The organism is Novosphingobium sp. MBES04, assembly GCF_000813185.1.
Classification (GTDB): domain Bacteria; phylum Pseudomonadota; class Alphaproteobacteria; order Sphingomonadales; family Sphingomonadaceae; genus Novosphingobium; species Novosphingobium decolorationis.
Genome location: NZ_DF850489.1, coordinates 621,098 through 638,336, shown reverse-complemented (window position 1 = coordinate 638,336; position 17,239 = coordinate 621,098). Strand labels below are relative to the sequence as shown.

At 62.1% G+C, this 17,239-nt stretch carries 24 protein-coding genes; 23 read left to right on the top strand and 1 reads right to left on the bottom strand.

The genetic code is table 11. From position 1 onward, the window contains the following. Positions 1-65: 65 nt before the first annotated feature. The 10 genes from MBENS4_RS16585 to MBENS4_RS16550 all read left to right on the top strand — a co-directional run bounded on the left by MBENS4_RS16585 (position 66) and on the right by MBENS4_RS16550 (position 3,901). Positions 66-458: a DUF4054 domain-containing protein gene (locus tag MBENS4_RS16585; RefSeq protein WP_039392893.1), complete on the top strand. Its 393-nt coding sequence runs from the start codon at positions 66-68 to the stop codon at positions 456-458. Further along, complete coding sequence (locus MBENS4_RS16580) at positions 458-835, top strand: hypothetical protein (RefSeq protein ID WP_039392892.1); 378 nt, start codon at positions 458-460, stop codon at positions 833-835. The genes MBENS4_RS16585 and MBENS4_RS16580 overlap by 1 nt, the downstream gene beginning before the upstream one ends. After that, on the top strand, positions 835-1,377 hold the full coding sequence (locus MBENS4_RS16575) for an HK97 gp10 family phage protein (protein ID WP_039392891.1): 543 nt from the start codon (positions 835-837) through the stop codon (positions 1,375-1,377). Before MBENS4_RS16580 ends, MBENS4_RS16575 begins: the two co-directional genes overlap by 1 nt. Positions 1,378-1,381: 4 nt before the next feature. After that, positions 1,382-1,555, top strand: coding sequence for a hypothetical protein (locus MBENS4_RS25900; RefSeq protein WP_159108087.1), 174 nt, complete (start codon positions 1,382-1,384; stop codon positions 1,553-1,555). Then, on the top strand, positions 1,545-2,006 hold the full coding sequence (gene gp17, locus MBENS4_RS16570) for a tail completion protein gp17 (protein ID WP_039392890.1): 462 nt from the start codon (positions 1,545-1,547) through the stop codon (positions 2,004-2,006). Before MBENS4_RS25900 ends, gp17 begins: the two co-directional genes overlap by 11 nt. A gap of 13 nt (positions 2,007-2,019) precedes the next feature. After that, on the top strand, positions 2,020-2,265 hold the full coding sequence (locus MBENS4_RS16565; protein WP_039392889.1) for a hypothetical protein: 246 nt from the start codon (positions 2,020-2,022) through the stop codon (positions 2,263-2,265). Positions 2,266-2,418: 153 nt separating this feature from the next. Further along, entirely contained in the window at positions 2,419-2,754 is a 336-nt protein-coding gene (locus tag MBENS4_RS16560; protein WP_144400977.1) for a hypothetical protein, read from the top strand. After that, the gene (locus MBENS4_RS16555) at positions 2,754-3,206 is read left to right on the top strand and encodes a GTA-gp10 family protein (protein ID WP_039392887.1); all 453 of its coding nucleotides are present in this window, start codon (positions 2,754-2,756) and stop codon (positions 3,204-3,206) included. The genes MBENS4_RS16560 and MBENS4_RS16555 overlap by 1 nt, the downstream gene beginning before the upstream one ends. A gap of 17 nt (positions 3,207-3,223) precedes the next feature. Beyond that, the gene (locus MBENS4_RS25895) at positions 3,224-3,376 is read left to right on the top strand and encodes a hypothetical protein (protein WP_159108085.1); all 153 of its coding nucleotides are present in this window, start codon (positions 3,224-3,226) and stop codon (positions 3,374-3,376) included. 51 nt (positions 3,377-3,427) lie between these two features. Continuing rightward, positions 3,428-3,901, top strand: a complete 474-nt coding sequence (locus tag MBENS4_RS16550) for a hypothetical protein (RefSeq protein WP_039392886.1) — start codon at positions 3,428-3,430, stop codon at positions 3,899-3,901. Positions 3,902-3,929: 28 nt separating this feature from the next. Here MBENS4_RS16550 and MBENS4_RS25480 read toward each other — a convergent pair whose 3' ends face one another. Continuing rightward, positions 3,930-4,214 (bottom strand): hypothetical protein, encoded by a 285-nt coding sequence (locus MBENS4_RS25480; RefSeq protein WP_144400976.1) that lies wholly within the window; start codon positions 4,212-4,214, stop codon positions 3,930-3,932. 53 nt (positions 4,215-4,267) lie between these two features. Between MBENS4_RS25480 and MBENS4_RS24275 the strand changes: the two genes are divergently transcribed. The 13 genes from MBENS4_RS24275 (at position 4,268) to MBENS4_RS25890 (ending at position 16,810) form a co-directional block, all read left to right on the top strand. Beyond that, complete coding sequence (locus MBENS4_RS24275; protein ID WP_052322469.1) at positions 4,268-7,195, top strand: tape measure protein; 2,928 nt, start codon at positions 4,268-4,270, stop codon at positions 7,193-7,195. Beyond that, positions 7,195-7,752: a hypothetical protein gene (locus MBENS4_RS16540; protein ID WP_039392885.1), complete on the top strand. Its 558-nt coding sequence runs from the start codon at positions 7,195-7,197 to the stop codon at positions 7,750-7,752. The genes MBENS4_RS24275 and MBENS4_RS16540 overlap by 1 nt, the downstream gene beginning before the upstream one ends. Then, a complete protein-coding gene (locus MBENS4_RS16535; protein ID WP_039392884.1) occupies positions 7,749-8,099 on the top strand; it encodes a hypothetical protein in 351 nt (116 codons plus the stop codon). The genes MBENS4_RS16540 and MBENS4_RS16535 overlap by 4 nt, the downstream gene beginning before the upstream one ends. Beyond that, positions 8,092-10,407 (top strand): hypothetical protein, encoded by a 2,316-nt coding sequence (locus MBENS4_RS24270; RefSeq protein ID WP_052322468.1) that lies wholly within the window; start codon positions 8,092-8,094, stop codon positions 10,405-10,407. The genes MBENS4_RS16535 and MBENS4_RS24270 overlap by 8 nt, the downstream gene beginning before the upstream one ends. Before the next feature lie 41 nt (positions 10,408-10,448). Beyond that, entirely contained in the window at positions 10,449-11,129 is a 681-nt protein-coding gene (locus MBENS4_RS16525) for a hypothetical protein (protein WP_039392883.1), read from the top strand. Then, the gene (locus MBENS4_RS16520; RefSeq protein ID WP_039392882.1) at positions 11,129-13,543 is read left to right on the top strand and encodes a hypothetical protein; all 2,415 of its coding nucleotides are present in this window, start codon (positions 11,129-11,131) and stop codon (positions 13,541-13,543) included. The genes MBENS4_RS16525 and MBENS4_RS16520 overlap by 1 nt, the downstream gene beginning before the upstream one ends. Positions 13,544-13,545: 2 nt before the next feature. Then, positions 13,546-14,325 (top strand): hypothetical protein, encoded by a 780-nt coding sequence (locus MBENS4_RS16515; RefSeq protein WP_039392881.1) that lies wholly within the window; start codon positions 13,546-13,548, stop codon positions 14,323-14,325. Between the two features lie 61 nt (positions 14,326-14,386). Then, positions 14,387-14,836 (top strand): hypothetical protein, encoded by a 450-nt coding sequence (locus MBENS4_RS16510; protein WP_039392880.1) that lies wholly within the window; start codon positions 14,387-14,389, stop codon positions 14,834-14,836. Continuing rightward, positions 14,820-15,134 carry a hypothetical protein gene (locus tag MBENS4_RS16505; RefSeq protein WP_144400975.1) on the top strand — a complete coding sequence of 105 codons (315 nt, stop codon included), beginning with the start codon at positions 14,820-14,822 and terminating at the stop codon, positions 15,132-15,134. The genes MBENS4_RS16510 and MBENS4_RS16505 overlap by 17 nt, the downstream gene beginning before the upstream one ends. 3 nt (positions 15,135-15,137) lie before the next feature. Beyond that, positions 15,138-15,917 carry an N-acetylmuramoyl-L-alanine amidase gene (locus tag MBENS4_RS16500; RefSeq protein ID WP_052322467.1) on the top strand — a complete coding sequence of 260 codons (780 nt, stop codon included), beginning with the start codon at positions 15,138-15,140 and terminating at the stop codon, positions 15,915-15,917. Further along, the gene (locus MBENS4_RS16495) at positions 15,914-16,225 is read left to right on the top strand and encodes a hypothetical protein (RefSeq protein WP_039392878.1); all 312 of its coding nucleotides are present in this window, start codon (positions 15,914-15,916) and stop codon (positions 16,223-16,225) included. Before MBENS4_RS16500 ends, MBENS4_RS16495 begins: the two co-directional genes overlap by 4 nt. Further along, the gene (locus MBENS4_RS16490) at positions 16,222-16,614 is read left to right on the top strand and encodes a hypothetical protein (RefSeq protein ID WP_039392877.1); all 393 of its coding nucleotides are present in this window, start codon (positions 16,222-16,224) and stop codon (positions 16,612-16,614) included. The genes MBENS4_RS16495 and MBENS4_RS16490 overlap by 4 nt, the downstream gene beginning before the upstream one ends. A gap of 31 nt (positions 16,615-16,645) precedes the next feature. Further along, positions 16,646-16,810, top strand: coding sequence for a hypothetical protein (locus MBENS4_RS25890; protein WP_159108084.1), 165 nt, complete (start codon positions 16,646-16,648; stop codon positions 16,808-16,810). Positions 16,811-17,239: the final 429 nt, after the last annotated feature.

The following is a 17,239-nucleotide window of genomic DNA, read 5'->3' as shown; positions in this document are numbered from 1 at the left end:
CTGATCCATCGTCACGCAGGGGCCGCCTCGCATTGTCGCGGCGGCCCTTTTCGTAAGGACCAACCATGGCCTATGTCCGCCTCACCCTTGCCGCCTTCCAAGCGAAATATCCTGCCTTCACCACTCTGACCGAGCTGGCTTACGACGCCTGGGCGACCGAGGCCGAAGCCGAGATCGGTTCGAACTTCGGTGCCTACCAGCAGCGCGCCACCGAGCTGCTCACCGCACACTATATCGCCGTGCAGGGCATCGGCATGGGAACCGGTGCCGGAACACTGGCGGCCAGTGGCGCGACGTCGTTCAAGAGCGGCACCTTCTCCGCAACCATCTCCGACAGCGTGGCATCGCGGCGTGCCAAAGGCGATCTCGGATCGACTATCTGGGGCGAGCAACTCATTGCGCTCCGCCGACGACTGTTCGGCGGTCCTCTGCTGATGGGCTTCGGGGCTCGTTACTGATGGACCTGGCAGCAGCCTTCGGCGAGATCGGCCTCGCATTCTCGGGCACGTTCGGCGGACCGTTCCATGATGCGCGCACGATCGAGCAGACCGCCCCGGTCTACGATGCAGGAGGAAGCATAGTCACGCCCGGGGGCGTGACCCACCGGCCCTGTTCGGTTCAGATCGACGTCGCCAACACGGACATGCGCCAGGCTGAAGGCTTCGTGCAGACAGACGTGCGTTTCATCGTTCTTTCGGCCACGCTGACCGGCTCGCTTGGCACCGAGGCGCGCATCGAGGTGCTGTTGGGCCCATTCGCCGGGATCTGGACCGTGGGCGGCCTCGAACGCGATCCCGCCGCCGCAGGCTGGGTCGGAACTGGCCGCAAGAACTGATGGCGCGGTCCGGCATCATCGGTGTGAAGGCGCATGTCGCACGCCTCAAGAAGCTGCGCGGGCCCGAGATGACGCGCGAGGTTGGCTCCGCGCTTTTCGCAGCCGGTGAGATTATCCAGCGCGAGGCGCAGATTAGTATCACTGCGGGAGCGGTGAGTGGGGCGAAGCATAGACCTTCGGCTCCGGGGAAGCCTCCGAATAATGATACCGGGCACCTCGCAGGAAATATCGAGACGGTTCAGAAGGCGCCCCTCGTCGTCGAGGTGTCCAGCAATGCGGAATATGCCGCAATCCATGAGTTCGGCGGGACTATCAATCATTCTGGGGGGACGCCCTATTTCATGAGGGATGGTAAGCCGGTCTTTGTGAGCAACAGCGGACAAGGCGCGCACCATGCGCTGCCGAAAACAAAGCCGCACGACATCAAGGTTCCGGCCCGCCCCTATATGGCCCCAGCCCGCGATGCCAAGCTCAAGGAAGCACAGAAGCTCGTCCAGCGCGCCGTAAACCGTGTCGTGAAGCGCTCGAAATCCACGGAGTAAGCCCATGAAGACTATCACGTTCAAACGCCGCTACAGCGCGCTCACGGGGTGCTGCTATTACACGGTCTATCAGGCTGGCATGACTGCCGAGGTGGCGGATGAGGTCGCCGATGCCGCCATTGAGGTAGGCGCCGCCGTGATCGCCGAAGAGGAAGAGGCCAAGGCGGATGGCGAATGATCTCCTGCGGGCCGTCGAGCGCGCCTGCGTCATCTCGCTGAAGGCCGATGCACCGCTTGCCTCGATCATTGCGCCGACATCGATTGACCCCCAGCCAAACACTGCCGGTGTTGATGACGAGGGCTATACGGTGTGGCCGTTCATCGTCCTCGAAGGGACACAAGCGATCCCGGCCGGGCGCGGATGCACAGCGCGCTCCGAGGTGACCTTCCAACTGCACAGCTTCGCCAAGCCGGTCTACAACGATGACGGCGCGATGACTGAGACGGCCCACGACCACGCCGGACGGCTCAACAGTGCCGTCGTAGAGGCAATCCATGCGCATGCCTTCGAAGTAGATGGTCGCCGGTACCGCTTCGCCGTCAGTTCGTCCCGGCTCATGCGTGACGGTGACGAAGCAGGTGCCTGGCACGGCATCGCAAATGTCGTGGCGCGCGCATTCCAAGGCTGATATTTATGCCTGCATGGAAATCCCCCTCACCGAGCGCGTGATGAACGCCCTTGTCGTGCAGCTGATCAAGTCTGGCGTCATCGACCCCGACGATGTGATCGAAGCTGCCGACGGCTTGGACGAAGGCGGAGATACAGATGCTGGGCACGCGTTACGCTGCCTCCTGCTTTACGCTTCGGCGGCGGCCGACGATCAATCACCTGCGGACCGCGCGAGAGCTCGGTTCCAGACCATAGAAGGCGGTAAATCCGAGGGCTGACGAGCTCTATCCTCCGGCAAACCATGCTGGAGATTGCCTGTGGCCTATCCGAATAGCGCCGATTTTGCTCGTATCTATATTCAGACTGCGGAAGGCCCGCCTGTCGTTCAGACGCTGATATGCGGTGTCGAGGGGGTAAATATCAACCGTTCCGTGCAGACGAGCGAAACCTACCGGCGAGACTGCACCACCCCCAACCGGCCCGGCAAGCGCAAGCTGCGCGTCACGGGTTCCTCGTGGCAGATCACTGGATCGGGATCGGACAACGTCGACATCTATAGCGATATCGAGGCGGTCTTCGGAGTTCGCAGCGTCTACAACATCGAGCTCTACAAGGACGATGATACCGATGCGGGCGAGTTGATGGGTACCTATTCGGGCACCGCCATCATGACCGCGCATAACCAGGCCATGACTGATGAAGCGCCCGGCACGATCGACATCACGCTCGACGGCGAAGACGATCTCGTCTGGACCGCCGCCGCGTAATGCCTGACACAGCCGTCACGCTTGCCTTCGGGGATGGCGAATACCGCTTCTGGTTAGCCCTTCCTCAGGCCGTCGAGCTTGAGCGCAAGTGTGGCGGCAAATCGGTCTTCGCGATGCACGATGCCATGGGCGCTGGCCTCGGCCTGAATGGAGACGCCCCGGTCTACCTCGGCGGAAGCACGGCCATGGTCACCGAGATCCGCGAGACAATCCGCCTTGGCCTGATCGGCGGAAATTCCGGATTGGTCGATCAGCAGGAATGCGAAGTCGGGCCGATCCGCGCGCGCGAGCTCGTCGATGCCTACACCTTCCCGAACCGGCCGCTGATCGAGGGTCTGCATGTCGCCTGGTCGATCCTCCATGCCGCCATCAACGGCATCGATCTAAAAAAAAAGACGGAAGGCGAAGTAGCCGATCCCGATCCCCGCAGCCCCTCCGAAAAGGACAGCTGATCGCGAACTGCGGTAGCATGGGGCTGGACTGGGAGCGCCTGTCCCTATCGGGTTACTTCGAGGCGCTTGAGGCCCACAACGAGGCTCATCAAGACCCGAATGCACCGGCCAAAGAGCCGGTCGATCATGAGCGGCTTGGCCGCTTCATGGCGGCGCATCGGATGAACTAGACGAATCATCACGACAGGAGCAGAGCAACGACCTCAAAAGCAGGGGGTAACATGCTGAAAATTCTGACTACTGCCACATCTGTCGCGATGGCAATCGCGCCTGCGATCGCCCAGGATCAAGCACCCATCGGTCAAGCCACTCCGGAGCAAGCTGCTCCCGCTCCGGTCGCCGCTGCACAGCCGAGTGGGGGCAAAATCGTGATGTACAGGCAAGGCGCCATCATGGGCATGGGTCTTGGTTGCCCCATTCGTTACAAGGGAAAGGAAATCGTCGAACTCGGCCGGAACAAGTACGCTGAGTGGGACGTGCCCATGGGCAGCTACATCCTGACGAACAAGACTTCTAGCGTCGATGTCAATATCTTCCCGGGCCAGACGAAATACGTGCGCTGCATCATCAAGACTGGCTTCATGACCGGTCGTGCCGATCTGCAGATCGTGGACGCCGAGACGTTCGAGGAACACAGCGCCGACTACGAGCGCAAGGAAGTTGCCGCGCCCGAGCTAGCCCACAGCGAAAACTGAGAATAGTGGCGGCTCTTCGGGGCCGCCCTTACTTCATGCACTGCGCCATGGCTTCCGGAGTTTCAGCCAATTGAATGCATTGCTCCATGATAGAATTGCTTAGGTTGCTCGACGATTGCACTTCGCGAACGGTTGTGGCTTGGTCAGCCAGTAGAAACCCAAAAACGACAGCTCCTGCCCAACAAAGCATGAAGGCGGCGGTAATCCCACGTTTCGGCGATCCATCTTCATTGCGGAACGATGAGCTTGATGAAATTTCGATGCCTTTGACGACAAAGTACAGGCATCCCATCCAACCGATAATTTCGAGCATTCGCCCCCCCAAACACGGTAATCTGGCCACTCCCCGGCAGATAGCCTGCCGCAATGCCCGAGATCGATCCCGTAATCCTGCAGCTTCGTGCTGACGTTGCCAAGTACCGCGTCGATGTCGAGAACGTCACCCGCCGGGTGAATTCACAACTCGACAGCCAGGGTAAGTCAGCCGTCCGCCTTGAAAACCAGATCAAGTCATCATCGGCGAGTATCCGCGCGAGCATGAAGGGTATCGCCGCGTCTCTCGCAGCAGGCTTTTCGGCCCGCGAGATCGCGAGCATGGCCGATTCCTACACCCGCTTCACGAACCAGCTCAAGGTAGCAGGCCTCGCCGGGGAAGATCTTGCGGGCGTGCAGGAAAAGCTCTTCGGCGTTGCCCAGAAGAACGGCGTCGAACTGGAAGCGGTCGGCACGCTCTACAGCCGAGCAGCGCAGAACCAGAAGGAACTCAGCGCCAGCTCGCAGGACCTGATCAACCTCACGCGCTCCGTGTCCGCATCGCTCCGTATCAGCGGCACGAGCACGAATGAGGCATCCGGGGCCCTGCTCCAGCTTGGCCAGGCGCTTGGGTCACCCAGGGTCCAAGCCGAGGAATTCAACAGCCTCCTCGATACGATGCAGCCTCTCCTGCGCGAGGCGTCGAAATACATCGACGGGACCGGCGACAGCCTCAGCGGTCTGACCCGCAAGATCAAGGACACGAAGGGCCCAGGGGTCTCCAACGTCGAGCTGTTCAACGCCATCACCCGCGCGATGGGTGACCTGGAAGCTCAAGCTGGGAGCACCCAGCTGACGATCGCAGGCGCCTTCACCACGCTCAGCAACTCGATCACGAAATACATCGGCGAGGCCGACAGCGCGAATGGCGCCACCGGCTTGATCACCGAAGCCATTGGCAGCCTGGCCGACAACATTGATCTGGTAGCCGAGGCACTATCCATCCTCATCCTTGCGATGGGCACACGCTATGTCGTTGCGGCCGGAACGGCGACGGCGGCAACTGTGGCGAATTCCGCCGCAATGTTCGCTCTTCAGGCTCGCATGGCTGGCGCTGCGACTACGGCTGAGGCGCTAACGTTTGCGATGGGAGGATTGGGCGCGGCACTGCCTATCCTCGCAGTCGGGGCTCTCGCGACGGGGCTGGTATATGTCGCGAAGCGAGAGGCTGAAACCTCCAGAGCATCGGCAGAACTCTCCGCATCAATTGATGAGCAGGCGGCGAAATTTGAACTTGCCCGCAGTGAGCATGAGAAAGTCGCGGCTGCTACTAACGACCTGACGGATGAGCAGCGTGATGCGCTCGTTTCAACGGCAAATCTAACTGGTGAGGCCGGGAAGCTCGCTGACGCATGGGCACGTGTTGCTGCGGAGGCCAAGCAAGCCGCCATTGAGCAGGCGCGCGCAGCCTATACGAAGGCATCCGCCAATGTCCGCGATGCTCGAACGCGTGCCAAGCAGACCTCTCAGGAAGACCCTGCGAGCCTCTTGGGGCGGAACAGCCTCACGCCCTATCAGCGGGCACGAGGCATTATCCGGTCGATTCTTCCAGGAGGGAATGAAGCCCAAACTGCGGAAAACAAGAAGGCTCAGGAAGAACTAAACCAAGCGATCAAGACCGAGACAGACGCGTGGAACGAATGGGTGAAAGTCACCACGCAGTCGCTCTCTGATTTCAAGGGAGACGGAACTGGCACCGGCACCGGCACCGGAACTGGAACTGGAACCAGCAAGCCATCCAAAACCAAGGCCTACGAACGCGATGCCGACCGCGCCGAGCAGGACCTCGCACGCCTGCGCACCGAGGAATTGCAGGCCCGCCTTGATCTCGCCACCACTGCGGAAGACCGCGCGGACTTGCAGCGCCAGATTCTCGACGAGGAGCGCCAGCAGCGTGTCGACGAGATCAACGCCAACAAGGACCTGACGGAAGCGCAGAAGAAGACCGCGCTCGCGACGGTCGATCGCCTCTATGGCAAGCGCGGGGCCAACGCGGACGGCACGATCACCGTCGACAACTCGCTCTATGGGCAGGGGATCAACCGCGAGCAGGATCAGGCGCTCGCCCGCGAGGCGCAGGACCGGGCGCAGGCGCAAGCGCAGAACGAGCAGGACCTGCTACGCTCCCAACAGTACCTCACGCAGACGCGCGAGAAGCAGCGCGACATTGCCCTTCGCCTCGTCGATCTTGCCTATGAGCAGGAGCGCAATGAGCAGGAAGCTATTCTCGCCAGCCAGACTGCCACGCAGGCGCAAAAGGACATTGCCAGCGCTCGCCTGACAGTCCTCGACCAGCTCAAGCAGGGAGACAAGCAAGGCGTCGACCAGCAGTACGCCAGCCCACTCCAGCGCTACTCGCAGGATCTTGGTGCGACCAGTACGAACGACCAGGTCGAGGGATTCGTCGTCGACGAGCTCAAGGGCGTGCAGGACAGCATTTCCTCTGGCCTCCAGAAGGCCATCGGGACCAAGGACCCGATCATCAATGGCCTCATCAACATGTTCATCCAGGACGTGATCATGAAGCCGCTTGCCGACGCGCTCTCACAAGCAAGCAGCGGTGAAGGCGGGATCATCGGGGCCATCGGCTCGGTGATCAGTTCCATCGGCTTCGCCTCGGGCGGCTACACCGGAAGCGGTGGCAAGAACGAGGTCGCCGGTGTCGTCCACAAGGGCGAGTACGTCGTTCCGGCCGATGCCGTTCGCCGGATCGGTGTGCAGAGCCTCGAATCGCTTTCGACCGGCGCCAGTGCCGCGCGCGGCATGACCGGAGTGAGCGCAGCTCGCGGAAGCGCTGGCACGACCGTCGTCAGCGCCCCTCAGTTCAACCTCAAGGGCGCCGTGATTACGGCAGACCTCTACGCGGACATGCAGCGGATCAGCGATGACAGCGCGGCCAAGGCGGGCGCCGCCTCCTACCAGCGGTCCATGAAGGACGCGCCTGGTTCGATCCGTCGCGCCCAGCGTTTCAGGACGAAGTAATGGCCTCGAAGCGCGTCTCTGCCCTGTTCCGCCTCGCCTGCGACAATCCGGTCTATGTCTGGAGCGGCTTCGGCGATCTCGACACCCCCGCCGATGATCTGGATGCGTCGGGCGCGCGCTGGCGCGGCGCCGGTGATCTTGTCTCCATCCCGACGCTCAAGCACCTGATCAACGGCGAGGCAGATCGCATAGACGTCATCGTTTCAGGCGTTTCCGCACCCATGTTGCGCCTAGCCCTGGAAGACAAGGAAAGTGTCCGCGGCGCGCAGGCGAATATCGGGCTGATCGAATTCGACGATGACTGGCAGGTTGCCGGGCCGATCAAGTGGCAGTGGACCGGCAAGGGCGGCGTGATCGCCACGGAATCGGCGGATAATGACGGCCAACGCGCCTGGTCGCTTTCCCTGTCGATGGCGAGCGCCGACACGCTGCTGGCCAACCCGAGCCTGTCCTACTTCACTTCGTCCCAGCAGCGAAGGCGGTCATCCGACGACCTGTTTTGCGATCAGGTCGCCAGCATCAATCAGGGAACAACCCGCAGGTTCGGACCATCGTGACGCTCGCTGAATACCTCCTCGAGGCCGCCCGCACTCCGTGGAAGGACGGCGTGCACGACTGCACGGCATGGCCGGCGCGCTGGGTCGGCATCCCCCTCCCCGACGATTACGCGACGCATGGTCGCCCCCTCTCCGAGGTCTGGGGCGAATGGATAGGCGATCGGCTTGAGCTGGTTCTGGAACCGCGGGCCGGAGATGTCGGCATAGTCTGCGTTGTCACGCCGGAAGGCGAAGGCGAGATCGGCGGAATCTACACCGGCGAGAAATGGGCCCTTCTCACCGACAAAGGTCTGGCGACTGTTCGGCTGCCCGCTGAAAACGTCATTGCGGTGTGGCACCGTGGGTAAGTTCGTCGGCGCGATCGTTGGGGCGATCACGGTTGCCGTGGGCGTCGTGACCGGCAATCCGGCGCTCATCGTTTCAGGCTCCGCGATGATCGCCACCAATGCGCTCACCCTTCTCCTAACGCCAGGCCCCCAGAAACCAGACGCAGCCCAGACCCAGAAGAAGGAGTCGATGCCCTTGCGCGCCAAAGGCATCGGCAAACGCCGTGTCTATGGCAAAGCCATGCTCTGGCTCACCGCCGATGATGGTGCCACGGTCGATGTCATCGCCTTCCTCGACGGTCGCTCGCACTCCCTGGGCCAAGTCTACCTGAACGACGACAAGGTCACGATTTCCGGCGGCATTGTGCAAGAGCTCGACGACGGCCGTTACGGGAACAACCTTGTTCAGGCGGGTTTCAATCTTGGGCTGGCGGCCGAGACTGCCTTCGCCGCTGTGATCGCCAAGGTACCGGGCATCTGGACTAGTTCCCACCGTGGCGATGGCATCACGTCTGGTTACCTGATCAAGAACCCTGCCAGTTCCAAGCACTACCTCGAGCGGTACCCCCAAGCGGACAATGTCGTGCTCTCGGCCGTCTTCGAGATGTCCTATCTCTTCGACCCGCGCGACGAGAGCATGGATCCTTACGCCCCCGACACATGGGTGGTGGCCGATCCGCTACTGGACAATCCGGTGCTCGGCTTGCTCTGGTACCTGCTGACCGATCGCGGCGTGGACTACGACACCCAGATTCTACCGGTGCTGGACTACTGGATAACCGCCGCGGACATCTGCGACGAGCTGGTCGAACTGAAAGGGGTCCAGACATCCCTCACTGATGACTTCGACGCTGGCGTTACCTCGATCACGGTCGCCGATGTGAACGGGCTCTACGCCGGGATGTCGATCGAGATCACCGAGCAGAGCAATGCCAGCCACACCGAGACGCGCACGGTTTCCTCAGTCGCTGGCCTCACGGTGACGTTCTCGGGCAGCCTGGCCTACGACCACACAAATGGCTCCGCCGTGACGTGGGAAAGCGACAGCGAGAACCCCGCAACCGAGCGGCGGTATCGCTGTGCTATCCTCTACGAGATGACGACCGAGCCTGCGCAGGTTATCGGCGAGATCCTGAAGACCTTCGATGGCTGGTACGCGCAGGACGAGCTTGGGCGGTACGTGGTGTATGCCGGAAAATATTACCCGCCGACCGTCACCATCGGACCGGCCCAGATCGTCAACGCGCGCCATCAGTCGTTCGTGGAAGACGAGGACCTCTTCAACGAGATCGTCGTCTCCTACATCTCCTCGGACCACGATTTCAGCGAGGTAGAATGCGATGCCTGGCGGGACGAGGATAGCATCGACGACATCGGGAAGGTCAACAGCACGACCTTCGCGCCCCAGTCTCCAAGCTTCTCGCAGAACCGCCGCTTGGCGAAACGTCAGATGAGCCGCCAGAATGCGCAGGATCGGGGGACAATCACGACCAACTACGACGGCCGCGCGATGATCGGCCAACGCTACATCCAGCTCAAGCATGTCGAGGCCGGCGCCAACTTCTACACCGGGCCCGCCGAAATCGTAACATCTCCTGAAAAGGACATGCAGACGCTCGGCGTGACCTTCGACTGGGTTGCGGCTGACCCGAACATCGATGCGTGGAATCCCGCGACTGAGGAAGGTAGCCCTGCCCCGATTGGGGGTCGGATCGCCCTTGCCTCTGTCGAGACACCCGAGATTGCTACCGCGACGGCAATCCTGAGCGCAGATGGCGCCTATGCCCAGATCGCCATCAACGCGGGCAACTATACCCGCACGGACATCACCTGGTACGCTCGCTGGAAGCTCTCCAGCTCCAGCACATGGGTCGAGAGCGAGTATGCCGACAGCGATAGCGGCATTCCTGTCCTGCTCATCACCAACGTGGTCCCGACAAACTCCTCGATCGACGTTTCCGTCTCATATTCGACCGGCGGCGGCCTGAACTCGGATTGGTCGGATACGGTGACTGTAGACACGTCGACAGCCAGCCTCGCGCCGCTGCCGAACACTTCCTTCAGCGCGACCGGCGGTACAGGAGAGGCAAGCGGAAGCTGGACGAACAGCTCGTCGACAAACTTTGGGCACTCCGAACTCTGGTATGCTTCCAGCTCGGACTTCGGATCCGCCTCGCAGCTCGGCGGCGACTTCTCCGGCGCTGCTGGCGTCGTGGAAGCCTTCACCGAGACACTTCCATCCGGCACCTGGTATCTCTGGACGGTGGCTTTCAACGCGGATGCCACAGCCTCAGTGCAGACAGGACCGATCGAAGTTACGGTCATCTGATGGCGGTAAGCGCGTGGCAGCGGTAATCTACGCTGTCGCGCATGAAGGTTTTCCCCGCCAGCCTCTTCTCGCCCAACGGCAATGAACCATACCTCGACCGCCGTGTGATCAGCGGAGGCGTGTCGCTGAGTGAGGATGAAACGCTCATCGGGACCGATGGGGGAGGCCGGGTAGTCGTCGAATTCAGCGATTTCGACCTCGATGATACCGAGGTTGCTCGTGCCTGGGACGCGATCGATGCCTACATGGACGGCGGGCTTCGCGCTATCATCGTGCCTCTCTGCGATACACCGCATCAGCCCGCCTTCAGCTATGAGGCTGTAGCACATGGTGACGGGTCTTCGTTTTCGGATGAGAGCCTCTATTCTACGCCGGGTTCCGACGTCTCTCTCGCGGCTGACGCTGGCTTGCGCGCGACCAGCATCGAGATCGATATCGCGGCCTTGAATGGCATCCCAATGGGCTGGTTCAGCATCAACCATCCGACGTGGCGCCACCGCTGCTACAAGGTCGCCGAAATCATCTCGCAGACCGATACGAGCGCAACGATCTCCATCCGCCCTCCTCTTCGCGAGGCCGCGACTGCGGGAACTGCGATCGATTTCGCGACTCCACGATGCACGATGCGCATCGACGGTGAAATGCGCGCGCCCAGAACGATGGGATACGCAGAAGGCGGCGACTTGCGCTTCGTCGAGGACATGACTGGGAGCTATTCGTAATGGGCACCATCTCCACAGCCTTTGACGAGGCCTTCCGCAACTTCGTCACCGAGAATGTCCCGCTTTCTGGGATCAATGAGCCTCAGAAATCTGAAATCCGCGCGATCGGCCCCGTCATCGAAAGCGCCATCAGTACGATCGGTGCCGCCAACCTCGCCGACTACCAGCATGAAACCAAGGTCGAGGCCGACACCGCTGCCAGTGGCTACATGGATGGCGAGTATGTGCTCGTCTGGGGCGACAGTGACGATGCCAATAATGACCTGTGGCTGGTCGATACCGGCGACCTCATCCTCACCGGCACGAACGGTATATTTCACGACACCATTTCTAGTCTTGCAGGAAGCTACACTAGGCGGTCGCTCAACTCGGTTCCATTCGACGGGCTGGCAGCAGGTACAAGGCAGCTTTCGCAGGCGACCGACATGCAGGTGGGCGACCAGGCCACGATCGAAGGCGCGGCGAGTGGCGCCACCGTCACCGATCCTGTCACGGCAGCCACGGTCATCGAGAACGGCAAATGGCAATATGTCGACACGCCGTCGACGGGATGGACGCGCGTTGACGACCTCGACAGCCAACAGGCCGAGGGCTTCAAGGACCAGGCGCAGACGGCCTCGCAAAAATCGGCCCTTGAGGTCGACAATCTGCGGGTCAAGTCGGGCGACCCGCAGACGCGCGACATCGAGCTCATCGGGGGCAATTCGCTCTACTTGGGAGGCATGCTGGATGCCGGGGTCGCGGTGGCCTGGCGAGACAGTACAGCGGCAGGCAACATGGGGCTGGCCGTGACAAGTGACGGCGCGGCATTCGCTCCGGAAATGCGCTCCCCGAAATTCACCGGTGCGGACTTCAATCTCAGCTCGGCGCGGTTCACCAACTACGACTTCGCGATCCAGGATGGCCAGGGAAACGTGGTTTTCGGCCTGATCGGTTCGAAGATGTACGGCCCGGACGGGCTTGTCGGTTCCGGTGGAACCGCGACGACGTCGCTTGCGGCCAAGGATGCTCGTAACGAACTGTTCTCGGCTGAGATCATGAGCCAGCGCGTGACGAATGTTCAGTGGCCTGTCGTCGGCTACAACCTGCATTGTGGCTACGGCCAGTCGCTGCAGGCAGGCAACGAGACATGGCCCGCACTGTCGCAGACGCAGCTGTTCGGCAATGTCTCGCTCGGTCAGCTCGTGATTCCACAGGCCAACACCAGCGCCCAGTCTTTCACGCCCATCGGCGGGACATCCTGGCAGCCCCTTATCGCTGCGACCTATACGCCAGACGGCAACTTCCTCACGCAGGCAGAGGAAGACCTGCTGGTCAACGGAGACCAGACGACCGGCGAAATCCAGATCATCGGTGGGGTCAACTTCGCCAAGTTCCTTCTCAACCAGCGCTCGCTGTTGGAGAACGATACGGATCGGATCTTCGCAGCCTTCACGCCCGCCAATGGCGGCAATACGATCGAGCAGCTCTCCAAGGTCAACACGCAGGACAGCACCAATCGTTGGGGACGCTTAACCGATGGACTGAGCAAATCGATCACGGCATCCGGTGCCACCCCCATCGCCAGCCTTGTCTTCGACTACCGCGGCAATGAGTACAACTGCGAGGACCGGGGTGGGTCGTGGGACTACGACAGCTTCTACACGCTGCTCGATACGCTGCTGGACGATTACGATGATGAAGTGGCTGCGCGCGGGTTCGTGAACACTGCACCAACCGCCAAGTTCATTTATCAGACCTCGGCGCAGTGGGGCGATGACGTCGACAGTTTCGGCAATCCGGATCTCCACGTTCAGCGCGCGCAGATCGACCTGATGCTGGCACGAGACGATCTGTGGTGCCACGGCCCGGTCTACCCGTACCCGGACAAGGGTGGGCACCTGGGGCCCAACGGGTCGCGCTGGCAGGCGGGCAAGGCGGGGCAGGTCTGGCACCGCGTCACTGTGGAACGGCTGAATTTCCAGCCTCTGCGCGTGATTGAAGTCGAGCAGGAGAGCACGACTTCGATCCTCATTCACATGCACGTGCCGCACGCCCCCGTCGTCTTCGAGGCGCCGTTCCAGTACGCCGGACACAACCGCCCCTTCCCCGATGACAAGGGGTTCCGCGTGACCGACCAGGGTGGCGACATCGCAGCCGTTGCGTCCATTGTCGGTCGCACGATCATCCGTCTCACTCTGGCGCGGGCCGTCGATCCGGGGTCCTGCAAGGTCTGGTTCGCGGACAACACGGTCCACCTCGGCAACGGCTGTGTGCGCGACAGTGACCCAACCCTCTCCATCGATGTCTACGAGTACCTCCCTGATCGCGGGATGACCGCGGGCATGGATGAACCCGACTTCAACGACAAACCCTACCCGCTCTGGAACTGGCTGTGCGCTGGCGTCTGGAGCCTTGGCTATTCGGAGTTCTGACTATGGGCATGCTTATCACCGTACCGGGCGCCGACTGGTCGGCATCGCTGGCGCCGGGCATCGTCAACTACGATGGCGTCATGCAAGATCTCTCCGGAGGTCTCTTCTGGTCGACGGCCGATGCGGCCAACCTGGCAGTCGATGGGTCGAACAACGTCTCGCTCTGGTCCGACCGTCTCGGCCTGGCGGACTTCTCGCAGGGCGCTGCTGCGCGGCAGCCCGCTTTCGTCTCAGGCGAGACGATCGGCTCGGAAGACTACGGTGTCATCGAGCTCGACAAGACTGCCGCTGAGTTCATGAGCTGGCTCGGCTCGTTCCCTACGGGGGCTGACTACACCAAGATCGCAATCGTCAAGAAGACGGTCGATTTGAGCACGGCCGAGCACCTGCTTTCGGATACGCTGACGCCCTACCATTACATGCAGTTTCTCGACAACGGAGGCTACAAGCTGCGCGCGCAGAACGGCTCGGGAGACTTTGCGCAAAACCAGACTGCAATTCCGGGCCTCGATACCTGGATGCTTGTCGAGGCAGCTTGGGATGAATCAACCGGGACGATCTACGTTTCGGTCGATGGCGGTTCCTGGGTGAGCGCCACGACGGCTGGCGCGACCAACACCAGCGCGCTTTTGAAGCTCGGCGCCGGGGGCTCGGTGGGTGGCCTCAACGCCATGGTGCGTGAAGTCGCCCTTTCCAGCGAGTGCTTCGCTTTGGCCGAATTCGCCGATGAGCGCGCGCTCTACCTTCAGCGCTTTGCGAGCCTCTACGGAATTGGCGCGTGACGGCCATCGAGATCCCCACCAATGCCATTCGCTGGTGGGGCTTCATTGCGGATAGGCCGACATGATCTACCTGCGTTGGCCCGACCATTTCCCCGTTCGCGCAACCGAATGGTTGCTGGCCTCGATGAAAACGAGCTGGGGGCTGATCCTCCTGATGCACGTGGGCGCCTTCAACAACCAGTTCATGAGCGCGATGCGCCAGATCGGCAACGAAAGTGCGTGGGGCTGGATCGCTTTCATCGCCGGGGCTGCGCATCTTACTGCGCTCTACGTGAACGGCACCCGGCGGCGCAGCCCCCACCTGCGCGCCTTCTGTTCGGGCGTCGGGACGCTGTTCTGGTTTCAGGTCTGCCTCGGGATGTTCGCCACCGGCCTGCCGAATACAGGCTGGGCAATCTACCCATGGCTGTTCGTTTTCAGCACCCGAAACATGCTGGTCGCGATCCGAGATGCGCGGCGCTCTGATGAAAATTTCAAAGCGGGGACAACGATCTGTGGCAAGCGGAAGTGAAGTGCCTGAGGTCGCCAACTGGGTTTCGAGCATTGCAGTCGGCATCGGCCTCGCGATCGCGGCGGCCGTCCAATACCTGCGCAAGCCCAAGCCGGATCCGAGCAAGGATGTTGCCGTCGTCTCGGCCACGCTGGTCGGCGACAAACCGCTTATCAACCGGCTCATCGCGGCGCTCGAGGCGAACACCGAGGCGACCGCACAGAACAATTCGCTTCTGCAGGCCGACGCACAACAGCGCCTCATCGAGGAGCGGGCGGAAGAAATCTACCAGGCGCGCAGGCGGCGTGAGGAGGACTGAACCATGAGCTACACAATTCGCAATGGAACCTTGGAGCTGAACGGGGCAGCTGTGCGCCAGGTGCCCAGTCCGAATGTCTCGGGCACCTACCGCGTCAAGCCGACCAAGCTGGTGATGCACTACACCGCCGGCGGATCGGGATCCGGTTCCGCGACATGGCTGGCCAATCCGAACGCCGGGGCCTCGGCGCACTTCGTGATCTGCCGGGATGGAACGGTAATCCAGTGCGTGAGCGTGGATCGGCGCGCCTGGCATGCGGGCAAGTCGCAGTGGGGTGGGCTTACCAACCTCAACAGCTACTCGATCGGGATCGAGCTCGCGAACTGGGGCCCGCTGCGCGACGACGGTACCACCGCGGCAAGCAAGGCGGTCGACTACATCGAGGCGGCGCACAAGAACAGCGGACCGGTGCGCAAGTGGGAGGTATACCCAGCGGCGCAGATCGCGGCGGCCGAGGCGGTGGCCCGCGCCATCGCTGCCTACCATCCCATCAACGAGATCGTGGGGCACGACGATATAGCCCCGGCGCGCAAGCTTGACCCGGGCCCGGCTTTCGACATGGCCGCGTTCCGCAAGGCGGTGCTCGGTCAGGCCGGCGGCGACAGCGCGCCGGAGCGCGGCACGGTGACGGCTTCGAGCCTCAATGTGCGGAGCGGACCGGGCACGACATATCCGGTCGTCGGCGGGCTTTCGCGCGGGCAGAGCGTGCCGATCCTGGAGCGTCGCCGCGAGTGGATCTCGATCGCGCCCGGGCGATGGGTCTTCGGAGAGTATGTGCGGTGAGGCTTCCGTCCTTTGACAGCGAAGGCGGGCGGAAGGCGTGGGCTTTCCTCGCGATCTGGGGCGGCGCGATCACGTTCACCGCGATCATCGTCGCCAGCATGTACCAGCTCCGTAACGAGCCCGGTTTCATCTTCTGGCTCGCGATCTGCGCGGAGATCCAGGTGCTGGTCGGAATGACCGCGCTTGGCTGGGCGCTTGGCCGGCGCGTGAAGATCGATGTTGACCGGCATGGCATCGAGCTGAGCGACCAGGCGACCGGCAGGCCCGGCGATCCGGTTCACGTCGAAATAGAAGGACCCCGCCCATGATTCCGGCATTCATTCTCAAAATTCTTGCCCGCCTCGGCCTCTCATCGGCTCCGCGCTGGGCGTGGATTGCGCTGGCCGCAATCATCCTCGTGGCGGCAGTTTTCATGCTCGCCCGGTGCAGCGCGGTAGATGATAGCGAAGAGGCCCAAGCTGAACAGACGATCGAAGCCGAGCAGGCCACGGCCCGCGCGGCAGAGGCGGCCATCGAGGTACTGGAGGACCGGACCGTCACCGACGAGACCATCGATAAGGCCGTAGATAAGGCCGCCAAGGAGATCGAAGATGCGCAAGACCCTGCTGCTGTCCGCCACGCTGTGCTGCGCGCTGTCTGCCTGCAAGACAGTCACCGTAACGACCCCGCCTGCCTCATGCTCCGCGCTAATCCCTAAGGGCTGGTCGGAAGGTGTCGAGAGCGCTCCTGTGCCTGACACTGAGGGCCTGGACATGCTTGGGCAGGTGAAGGCCTGGGCCGGGGCGTATGTTGCGCAGGATGGCCAGATCGCCAAAGCCAACGGGCGCACTGCAGATACGATCTACATCGTGGGGCAGTGCGAGGACATGGCGAACGCAGCTAGAGGGAAGTGACCAGACCCGCTTGATTGCGTTCGTTCGCATCTGCCCGAATCGGAACGGCAGTGCCCGCGGCTTTCGATCCGCACAGGGCCGGTTTTGAGGTAAGCGCGCAGCGCGTCCCGGGCCTTGGCTCCTTTCGCGTAGTCGCACCACGCCGGGTTACGCGAGCCTGCAAGCCGCTTGCGCTGCGCCGGCCTGCACCTGGGCGCCCCCTTGACCTCCGGCGCATCGATCCCGATTAGGCGCACGCGGGTACCGTTACAGAGGCGTACGGTATCCGCATCATGCACAGATGCGATGCAGGCGACAGCAAGGGCGATGGGCATTCGTTCTCCGTTCGTTCTCGACAGTGCTATAGCTACGCCATGGGCTCAAAGCGACTCGATTCGATCAGCGACTACAACCGGAACGGCTTCGATCTGGAGATAACGTGCCGGTGCG

Bases quoted from the DNA above. Each gene is read 5' to 3' on its own strand.
- MBENS4_RS16585 (WP_039392893.1), top strand. From the start codon at position 66: ATGGCCTATGTCCGCCTCACCCTTGCCGCCTTCCAAGCGAAATATCCT.
- MBENS4_RS16580 (WP_039392892.1), top strand. From the start codon at position 458: ATGGACCTGGCAGCAGCCTTCGGCGAGATCGGCCTCGCATTCTCGGGC.
- MBENS4_RS16575 (WP_039392891.1), top strand. From the start codon at position 835: ATGGCGCGGTCCGGCATCATCGGTGTGAAGGCGCATGTCGCACGCCTC.
- MBENS4_RS25900 (WP_159108087.1), top strand. From the start codon at position 1,382: ATGAAGACTATCACGTTCAAACGCCGCTACAGCGCGCTCACGGGGTGC.
- gp17 (WP_039392890.1), top strand. From the start codon at position 1,545: ATGGCGAATGATCTCCTGCGGGCCGTCGAGCGCGCCTGCGTCATCTCG.
- MBENS4_RS16565 (WP_039392889.1), top strand. From the start codon at position 2,020: ATGGAAATCCCCCTCACCGAGCGCGTGATGAACGCCCTTGTCGTGCAG.
- MBENS4_RS16555 (WP_039392887.1), top strand. From the start codon at position 2,754: ATGCCTGACACAGCCGTCACGCTTGCCTTCGGGGATGGCGAATACCGC.
- MBENS4_RS25895 (WP_159108085.1), top strand. From the start codon at position 3,224: ATGGGGCTGGACTGGGAGCGCCTGTCCCTATCGGGTTACTTCGAGGCG.
- MBENS4_RS16550 (WP_039392886.1), top strand. From the start codon at position 3,428: ATGCTGAAAATTCTGACTACTGCCACATCTGTCGCGATGGCAATCGCG.
- MBENS4_RS25480 (WP_144400976.1), bottom strand. From the start codon at position 4,214: ATGCTCGAAATTATCGGTTGGATGGGATGCCTGTACTTTGTCGTCAAA.
- MBENS4_RS24275 (WP_052322469.1), top strand. From the start codon at position 4,268: ATGCCCGAGATCGATCCCGTAATCCTGCAGCTTCGTGCTGACGTTGCC.
- MBENS4_RS16540 (WP_039392885.1), top strand. From the start codon at position 7,195: ATGGCCTCGAAGCGCGTCTCTGCCCTGTTCCGCCTCGCCTGCGACAAT.
- MBENS4_RS16525 (WP_039392883.1), top strand. From the start codon at position 10,449: ATGAAGGTTTTCCCCGCCAGCCTCTTCTCGCCCAACGGCAATGAACCA.
- MBENS4_RS16520 (WP_039392882.1), top strand. From the start codon at position 11,129: ATGGGCACCATCTCCACAGCCTTTGACGAGGCCTTCCGCAACTTCGTC.
- MBENS4_RS16515 (WP_039392881.1), top strand. From the start codon at position 13,546: ATGGGCATGCTTATCACCGTACCGGGCGCCGACTGGTCGGCATCGCTG.
- MBENS4_RS16510 (WP_039392880.1), top strand. From the start codon at position 14,387: ATGATCTACCTGCGTTGGCCCGACCATTTCCCCGTTCGCGCAACCGAA.
- MBENS4_RS16500 (WP_052322467.1), top strand. From the start codon at position 15,138: ATGAGCTACACAATTCGCAATGGAACCTTGGAGCTGAACGGGGCAGCT.
- MBENS4_RS16490 (WP_039392877.1), top strand. From the start codon at position 16,222: ATGATTCCGGCATTCATTCTCAAAATTCTTGCCCGCCTCGGCCTCTCA.